An 8,810-nucleotide genomic window follows, 5' to 3' on the forward strand; every position below is an offset into this window, starting at 1 on the left:
TCTTCATCTTTTGGGTAACACAAAGCTCTAAAAGCTAGATATTCTCTAGCTTTCAGCTACTCGTCACCCCGTGAGGCTCGTCAGACCACTCTTGATTTTATAGTAAACCAACCAAACCCCAAAAGAAGCTTGATGGTTCTCAATCAACCACTGCCGCCAAGCTTGACGGTCTGTGGCATAAACTGTCTTAAGAAGGTCGTCAAACTTAACCATAAAAGAAAACTGAATGATTGATGGATTAATGCTAGTAGTTTAACTAATTAAGTGTTCAAGCAAAGCTTTCCTTGTGATTTTAAGATAGCTGCTTTTTTAAGTCTTGCCACAACTCCACAATTTCATCATCATCCAACAATTGACGAGAACGCTTGTTGTATTTTGCCATCACATAGTCTTTTGCTTGTTGCGTTGTCCATCCCAAACGCTCTAACTCAGCATCGATGGCAGCAATCGCTTTATGCCAATTATAGTCAACCTGCTCAAATAAATTTAACTGATTGGCATTGGCAGCTTCTTTCACTTTTTCTTGTTCCGATGAAGATAGTAAACGATGATAGACCCATTTAATCTCAGTCTCACTAAAACCTCCTTCACTTTTAAATTGAGCCAATCGTTCAGAGGTATGGCAAGATAGCATTTTCTCTTTACACTGATCAGCCTTATTCTGTTTGGCTCTGATGTCAGAAGATGTTCGATGGGGGTAAGTTGAGTAATCGATTATTGTTGACGGGTCGGGTGACGGGTCGGGTGACGGGTCACAATCCTTATTCTGCGGTGTTTCGGAGTTGGTGACGGATAAACCATCACTTCTTTTATATATTGCTGTTAACGTTTGTTCTTCGTCTTCTAAAATTTGAGCATTAACTTCTAACAACTCCGAAAAGTTACTGCTTGTTTTTAATTCTTCATTTTTATTAGGAGTTAGAAGTGACCCGTCACCAATTGCTGTAATCTTTACTCCATCAGCATTCTGACCCGTCACCGCACCCGTCACCGCACCCGTCACCTTTGGAAATAAGTCAGACAAACTAGGGCAGTCTTGTTGAGTTAGTTCATTTGTTTCATAGTTAGTTTGTCTTGTTGAAGACTGCCCTAGTTTGTCAAGACGAAATGAATCGCTACCCGTCACCGCCATCTGCATCTGATAATCTAAGGTGGGTAACTCAAAATCAGTAGCCGTTCTTAAGCGCATTCCTTTTATAAATTTCCCGACTTTGGTTTGCGTCTTTTCAACCGTCATCAAGAGAATGTGATTACACAGTTCCAGTAAGTCGGGTGAAAAATTCTTATTCGCTTTCGGGCTAGTTCCATTCTGATGACAATGTAGGGCATAAGAACCATACAAAGTTGTTGGTACGTTACCAGATAAACCCTCTGTACGATCACTTCCAATGGCAGTAGTCGCACAAGCATCGAAAATCACACAATCATTCAACCAACTGGCTATACTATCGGTTCTAATTCTTTGCTCCCATGACTGTAATGAGATTTCAGGAACTGGTTCTAAACCAAGTAGAGTATTGGTGACAAAATCGGAGTCCAATGACAAGAGGTAATTGGTAAACGCGGCTAATTCATTTTGAAAATCTTGATTTAAGTTCTTCCGTTGTTTCGGTTTAATACTAAATGGCACTGGAATTAGACGACGTGCTAACCCCGATGAGTTATCCCCGACAAAGATTGGAAAGTTTGAGCTTACTATGACCATTCCATCGTATTTGAATGAGAACGCTTTTTTACCTTTTTCCTCTGCTCTTAAATAGTCTTCTCCAGTTAAGCTTTTAAACCGCCCCATGGAACCTGATTTCTTATCTTCATCCCACATCACTACTAACCGCTTCTTGTAGATGTTGGCTAATTCAAATCGGTTAGTACAAATATCCTCTAAGGTCGTCGAGTGCATATTGACCAATCCGATTAAATCAGTCAGCAGCCGCATAAACGTTCCTTTTCCTGTCCCACCAGGGCCAATTAAGTGCAAAAACTTCTGTAAGTCCGATCTTCCCAACAAAACCGCATTACAGTAACAAAGTAGGATGTTTTTCAGGCGATCGTTTCCCTCTACAGCTTCACCTAAATAGCGATCGATGTTTGACCAATCAGAGGAAAGTGGGTTGTAATCTCTAGGTAAAGCCCATGTGAACCGATACCCTGGTGAATGGGGGAGAAATTTTCGAGTCGCGGTTTCTAATACTCCATTGCGGAAAGGAATTAGTTCTTTACTTTCGCGCTCATTCCAGAATCGTTCGATGAGCAAACACCGCAACTTTTTAAGGATATTAATTATATAGCTGTGAGAACCATATCCCGTGATTTTCATACTGTCTAAAATACTGGAGACGATCGCTTCGATATATTCCTCCGTTTCTTTTGACCAGACTCCTTTAAAATCGGCTTCATATCTCATCCAGAAGCTCGTTTCATTGTTATAAGCCAGTTTGTCTCGATAATCCTCAGCAATGCGACGGGCTAATTCATCGGCAGGAGGTAATTTTTGTTTCTTATTAGAATCAGTTGATAATGAGCTTTGAAATTGATTCTCAAGCGACTTCAACCATTTCCCGTACTGTACGGCATTGCCCATAACTTCTTTGAATTTCTCCTCTCCCTGATTCACGATAAGGTCATCAATTCCTTTTCCAAGTGTTAGATCCCATTGTACGATCGCAACCTCCGCTTTTTGCTGTTTACATAGTCTGCCAAACTGAATCAACGCTGCTTCGACTTGGGGTTTAACGGTCACATCTGAATCAAAGACTAAATTGACAGGTCTTCCAGGAACGATGAAGGGAATGAGGGCAGGGTGTAAAGCTTTCCCTTTCCCAATCTGCCCATTCCATACACCAGAAAGTGCGATCGTTATTTCTCCACGTGAAATCAAGCAAGCTGCTTTCTTGGCTCCCTCAGTGATCGAGATTGGTAACTCTGGATGTTTCAACACCCACAGCCAAAATCCTAGATCTAAGCGGATTTCGTCGATGTCTTCGGGGGTAATCTCGATAGCGTGGCAAGTGGCGATCGCTCTCCACAATTCTAGAGTGATTGGGGCAAATATCGGCTCGGTTCCTTTTCCTTTGGGGAATGACAAATATTTCTGGGGCTTTCCATCGATTTCTAGGGGAACAGAGGGTTTGAACTGCCCATGATTGGCAAACTGTCCCGTTTTCGGGTTCACCGATTTAACGTACCATCCTAAAGTGTGAGCGTAATACGACCAGTTTAAGAGAGTGGCAATCTTGTCAGGGTCTTCAATGGGGATAAGCCATTTAGAGGTGAGCGTTTCGGATACTCCAGATTCGTTAACCCATTCTTCTAGAGACGATTTGGTTGAAGAAAACTGAGAAGTATTGATATTTGTACTAATTGCAAGGGAGCAATCTATTTGTGTAAAATGTTGATTGAGCATAATTTGTAATTAAACAAAATTGTCTCAACAGGCTGCAAAGCCTGCTGAGTGAATATTAAGCTAAAGAAGTCCCTAAAGATTGTCACGTCATAGAGGGGCTTTTTTAGCGTCTAAATACAGTATACTTAATTTGCTTCAATTAATTGAAGCTGTACAGATTAATAATTGTTAAGTTTTTTTGGATTGACGTACTTTCCAGAAATATTGAAGCGCGTCTTGATCCGCAATAAGTAAAGATTTGCCAGCATTATAAGCTTTTAAACGCGTAGGTGTTTTTCTTCTTGGATCGCCTTTAATTAGATAATGAATGTAGCGAATTGAAACCTCTAACTCTTGTGCTATTTCCTCCACTGTCCAATACCCAGGCACAGCAGCCTCTTTCCGCTTTAATGGCGGCTCGAAGTCTTCTGGCTTGATTGTCATCGGATGAGGCAGGGCTAGGGTCATCTTTCAAGATCTTCTTTAAGTCTTATCTTATAATGTCACTATAAGGATTGCTTGCGTTAAGTCCTTACTTTCTTCTACTCTAGCAAAATTCACTTCGAGGTCAACTGTATTGGTACAGTCAGCGTTATCTTGTTTGAAACAAAAGAAGGTCTACAGTTGTAGATTCATCCCTTCTTGTGCTTACTTTTACTCTTTTATTTTAGATACAACTGTAGAGCTATAAGTTGTATCTAAAATTTTCTCGATTTCTAACAATTTTCAACACCCTAAGTTGGGGCTATCTTGTCACTTATTAGAATCATCTCCTGCATGAAATTTTTGACAAATATGGACAGCCTTATTATTAAATCTAGGGTTAGTACGATCGGATTTATGTCACGAAGGCTGTCCATATTTGTTTGACATTTTTGGCTCTCTGACAACGCAATGCTATTTGTGCGTGTTTATCGATAATCTTATTGATTCTTAAGTTGAAACTACGCGTTCCGAGCGAGAAGACGTAGAATTTTAAGGAGAAACACTTTCGTTTGAGCAGCCAGCACAAAACGTGCTAACCACTTCGGCAAACTGCTGGTTTTGTTCCATCAATGCCATATGTCCACCTGGTTTTAGGGTGAGGAGTTGGGAGTTTGGCAATTCGGCTTTCATGCGCTCGCTTGCAATCGGTTTAGTTGCTATATCTGTTGCACCACAAATAACCAACACAGGAACGTTAATAGTTGCAAGTGTGTCTGTTTCATCGAATTTGAACATGGCTAGTGTGCCACGAGCCAAAACACCAGGCGAACCCAGTGCTGATAATAGACCGGCAAAACTTAGTTGACCTCGTGTTTCTGTACCCGTAAATCCAGAAAGTTCTACGGTGATGTACAGTGAACCATTGAAATACGAGAGCCAAGTCATCAACCAAAAAATGGGCCACAGCACGGTAGTTAGGTATAACACAGGTTCAAGTAACGGCTTCTGCAATTTACGTACCAGACCGCTAAAAATACAAGTTTTCACCGGATTGGTGTAAGTAGTATCTACAAGAATTAAGCCAGCCACTCGACTTCCTAATTGCTCCCGAAACAGGCGACAAAATGTCAGGTTAATCATCCCACCCATGCTGTGTCCTAGCAGAATAACAGGTTTATCCCCAGCACAAGCAACAACTGCTTCCAAGTCACGGGCATATTTTTCGACAGAGTGATCATTGTTTTTCGGTTTAGAAGATTTTCCTAACCCTGGTAGATCCCAAACAATGACTCGAAAGCGATCGCTCAGTTGTCGTTTGGCATAATACCATACAGTACTGTTTGGGCCCCAACCGTGTGACAGGATAATTGGTTGACCATCCTCAGGCCCAAAAAACTCGACTTGCAGTACACTGCCATCCGGCCTTCGCAAACGCTGCACGGTTTGGCTACGCATAAACTTAGGTTCCTCGGCTCCAGAACGGCGCAGCAGTGGCAAACTGATCCAACGACCACCAAAAGACCACAGAACTATTACTAACCCAGCCACTAAGTAAAATGTTCCTACAAGTTCTCCTTCGTACCATTCATAGAGAATGTAGATACCCCCGCCAAGTACCCCAATGGACAGCAGTTGAACCAGCCATACAAACAGAAAATTATGAGGCATGAATATCATGAGCCTAAACCCTGCAATACCTTGTTAACTGCGTTGTCTTTTAGCGTTATACCATAATTACAATCATCCAAGTTTCAATCTTAGGAATGATTTATGGCTCCAAAGGAAAACCTAGACAAAAAGCCAAGCCTTTATCATATATAGGTTTGAGCCACATTTCATCGGGAGCAAGGGCACATTATAAGGATTTTTGGGCTTATGAACTAATCTCTAAAAATGCGCTTTTTGTGAAAGTCAGAACACGCTCGTGTAGTTTTAAGGTCGTTTTCTTTTCTAGACAGTTCTACATCTTTGTAACCTAAAACTATTACGCCAAACAAACGATCTAAAAATGAGGCTGTCCATAGAAAGTCTGACCTTTTTGAAGCTCATTTTCTTGTTTTCTGATTCCATCTTCATCTCGAATGTTATTACCAAGGCAGTAAAGCTTGTTACAGAACAATTGTTTGTGGGAACTATAAATATGTTAATCAACAAAGTTGAGTGACGACTGTTTTTGTAGAAATAGATTTTGACTGCCATGTAGCTTAACTAAATTGTCCTTACCAGAACAGGGCATGGATTATTAAATCGCCAGGAGGAAGTTAAAAAGCGTGTCAATTTCTTTAATTATGACAGTCTATAATCGAGAACGTTATTTATCGGCTGCCATTGAGAGTGTTTTGGCTCAGACGAGGCGGGATTTTGAGTTGCTCATCTGGGATGACGGGTCTACTGATGGGAGCGTGGAGATTGCTCGTCATTATGAAAAACAAGACAAACGCCTAAAAGTCATAGTAGCACCTCATACAGGACGGGGACAAGCACTCTTTCATGCGATCGCACAAACCACTGGCCAGTATCTAGGCATTGTCGATAGCGACGACTTACTTGCACCCACCACTTTAGCCGAAACGGCCCACCTGTTAGACCAACAGCCAGAAATTGGCATGGTTTACACAGATTATCTCGTCATCGACGAAAAAGGGACAGTATTAGGATTAGGCAAACGCTGTAAGATTCCTTATTCTTCAATGGGGCTGTTAGTTGATTTTATGACGTTCCACTTCCGTTTAATACGACGTGAAGTTTATGAACTTGTAGGTGGAGTCAACCCAGAATTTAGGGCAGCGCAGGATTATGATTTATGCCTGCGTCTTTCGGAGGTCACAAAAATCGCACACTTAAAAAAACCCCTTTATTATTATCGTACTCATCAAAACAATATTTCTCATCTCCTCCAACTCGAACAAATTCAATTTACTGAGATGGCGATCAAAATGGCGTTACAAAGGCGCGGACTGTCTGAGCAGTTGGTTTTAGAAGTTGAAGTCCAAGCACAGTATAGATTGCGCCCTCTAACAAGTGCCGCTAGGAACACTTAAAGTTAACTTGTAGCAATTACTGTTGCTTGACCATTAAAGAGAATATTACCTTTAGCCTCAATCGAACCGAGCAAGGTTGAGTTGCCATTATATCTAAAGTTTCTCGCTGTCACAAAAGAGCCTCGACATTGAGAAGAACCATTAAAGTTAATCTCACCTTGTGCCACGACACGCAAGTTGCTAGACGCATCAGTAGTGGTCGAGCCATTAAAATTAATACTGCCGTTGCTATTGGCATTAGCCAGCAAAGAAGAACCACTAAAACGGGCATTAGAGTTCATTTGTATTGAACCTGAAGCAAACAGGGAAACATTGTTCGCTTGCACTCCAGACAGATTAATATTACCATTATTGGTCACAAACATGACGTTATTAAGGGTGTGTCCATTGCCGTTGAAGTTCAAATCGCCCTGCTCTATAATAATTACTAGATTACTCAAAGTCACATTGGCGGGAACATTTAATCCCCCATTAATGACCAGTACCACAGTGGGTTGAGTCGCCGTACCACCCCCTGGAAATCGATTTGTCCAATCAGATGCCGAGTTGAGTGGGTTATTTTGAACATTAAAGGTGACGGTAGGAGTACCAGTGGGGACACGACGGACGGTTTCTTGATTAATGATGCTGGTGTAACTGGGAACAACTACTGTTTGTGGTTCAATTACTTGGGGTGGTATAAGATTAGAGTAAAGGTTGGTGTTGGCATTAATGACATTGTAGCCAGGTGCGACAGTTACGGCACGGTCAATCAAGACTAGCTTACCATTAGCATCACGAATCGGATTACCCTGTGCATCACGACGCACTGGTAGAGTAGGATTACCATTGATGGTAAAACCACGACCAGCATAGATGCGAGCATCATCATTAAGATTCAATGGGTCGCCGTCAAAGTCGCTACTACCGCTAATGGTTACTGTGCCTTCAGCTTTAATGGCAAACGGCAAGCTTGCTGGATCATTATCGATGATGGTTGCCACACCCATTGTATCAGCGATCGTTGCATTAGTTGAATTGCTCAGATTAACGAAGAAGGTTTCATTCGCTTCGGGGAGCAAATCTCCGTTGACTTGGACAGAAATGGTTTGAGTCGTTTGACCGGGGTTAAAAGTTAGAATGCCATTAGTAGCAGTGTAGTCATTAGGTGCGAGCGCCGTCCCATTTGCTGTACTATAATTAATAGTTACGGTCTGACCACTAGCCGCAGAAAGACTGACGGTAAAGGTGGCGGTTGTTGTTCCGCTATTTCCTTCGGTTAAAGTTAGATCATTAATGCTTAAACTTGGTGTAGCGTCGTTATCAATAATTGTACCTACTCCTTGAGGTTTAACCAGTGTGGCATTAGTACTTTGGGACAGTTGAAGGGTAAAGTTTTCGTCGGCTTCATCTAAAAGATCGCCGATGATAGAGACAGGAATTGTTTGACTGGTTTGTCCTGGAGCAAAAGTCAGAGTGCCACTGTTGCCTACATAATCTACACCTGTAGTAGCTGTGCCATCAACGGTTGTATAGTTAACTGTAATTGGTCGAGGGTCAGGAATAAAAAATCAGGCAAAGCCCTACTCAACGAGGCGCAACTTGAAGAACTTAAGGAAAGCTTGAAGCATCCACCAGTTGACCAAGGAATTTGGACGGGGCCGAAAGTAGCGCATTGGATTGCTCAAAAAATAGGAAGAGAAAAAGTCTGGCCGCAGAGGGGGTGGGACTATCTAAAAAAGTTTCGTTACTCCCTCAAAGTTCCCAGACCGAGCCACCAAAAGGCAAATAAAGAACTACAAGAACAATTTAAGCAACGACTACCAGAACGAATTAAGGAACTACAAAAACAATATCCCACTGCCCAAATCGAAGTTTGGTCATTTGATGAACATCGAATAGGACTTAAACCCATTCTGCGCCGAGTTTGGACACCGATGGGAGAAAGACCAACAGCGACGGTCAATCACCGTTATGAATGG

At 41.9% G+C, this 8,810-nt stretch carries 6 protein-coding genes; 2 read left to right on the forward strand and 4 right to left on the reverse strand.

Annotated elements, in window-relative coordinates:
- Nucleotides 1–292 precede the first annotated feature (292 nt).
- The 3 genes from C7H19_RS24465 to C7H19_RS24475 all read right to left on the reverse strand — a co-directional run bounded on the left by C7H19_RS24465 (nucleotide 293) and on the right by C7H19_RS24475 (nucleotide 5,476).
- Nucleotides 293–3,403 (reverse strand): phage/plasmid primase, P4 family, encoded by a 3,111-nt coding sequence (locus C7H19_RS24465; RefSeq protein ID WP_106459521.1) that lies wholly within the window; start codon nucleotides 3,401–3,403, stop codon nucleotides 293–295.
- A gap of 168 nt (nucleotides 3,404–3,571) precedes the next feature.
- Complete coding sequence (locus C7H19_RS24470; protein WP_106459522.1) at nucleotides 3,572–3,850, reverse strand: DNA-binding protein; 279 nt, start codon at nucleotides 3,848–3,850, stop codon at nucleotides 3,572–3,574.
- A gap of 507 nt (nucleotides 3,851–4,357) precedes the next feature.
- The gene (locus tag C7H19_RS24475; RefSeq protein ID WP_219907742.1) at nucleotides 4,358–5,476 is read right to left on the reverse strand and encodes an alpha/beta fold hydrolase; all 1,119 of its coding nucleotides are present in this window, start codon (nucleotides 5,474–5,476) and stop codon (nucleotides 4,358–4,360) included.
- 602 nt (nucleotides 5,477–6,078) lie between these two features.
- On the opposite strand from C7H19_RS24475, the gene C7H19_RS24480 reads away from it, so the two are divergent.
- Nucleotides 6,079–6,849 (forward strand): glycosyltransferase, encoded by a 771-nt coding sequence (locus C7H19_RS24480; protein WP_219907743.1) that lies wholly within the window; start codon nucleotides 6,079–6,081, stop codon nucleotides 6,847–6,849.
- 2 nt (nucleotides 6,850–6,851) lie between these two features.
- Here C7H19_RS24480 and C7H19_RS24485 read toward each other — a convergent pair whose 3' ends face one another.
- A complete protein-coding gene (locus C7H19_RS24485) occupies nucleotides 6,852–8,393 on the reverse strand; it encodes a Calx-beta domain-containing protein (protein WP_106459525.1) in 1,542 nt (513 codons plus the stop codon).
- Here C7H19_RS24485 and C7H19_RS24490 point away from each other — a divergent pair.
- Nucleotides 8,283–8,810 (forward strand): winged helix-turn-helix domain-containing protein (locus tag C7H19_RS24490; protein ID WP_219907744.1); only part of this gene is annotated, 528 nt, incomplete at its 3' end. The genes C7H19_RS24485 and C7H19_RS24490 overlap by 111 nt on opposite strands.

It is taken from the genome of Aphanothece hegewaldii CCALA 016 (assembly GCF_003007785.1).
GTDB classification, from domain to species: Bacteria; Cyanobacteriota; Cyanobacteriia; order Cyanobacteriales; family Microcystaceae; genus Chroococcus; species Chroococcus hegewaldii.

What these genes read in the sequence shown, in the direction of transcription:
- C7H19_RS24465 (WP_106459521.1), bottom strand. Translation starts at nt 3,403, where the DNA reads ATGCTCAATCAACATTTTACACAAATAGATTGCTCCCTTGCAATTAGT.
- C7H19_RS24470 (WP_106459522.1), bottom strand. Translation starts at nt 3,850, where the DNA reads ATGACCCTAGCCCTGCCTCATCCGATGACAATCAAGCCAGAAGACTTC.
- C7H19_RS24475 (WP_219907742.1), bottom strand. Translation starts at nt 5,476, where the DNA reads ATGCCTCATAATTTTCTGTTTGTATGGCTGGTTCAACTGCTGTCCATT.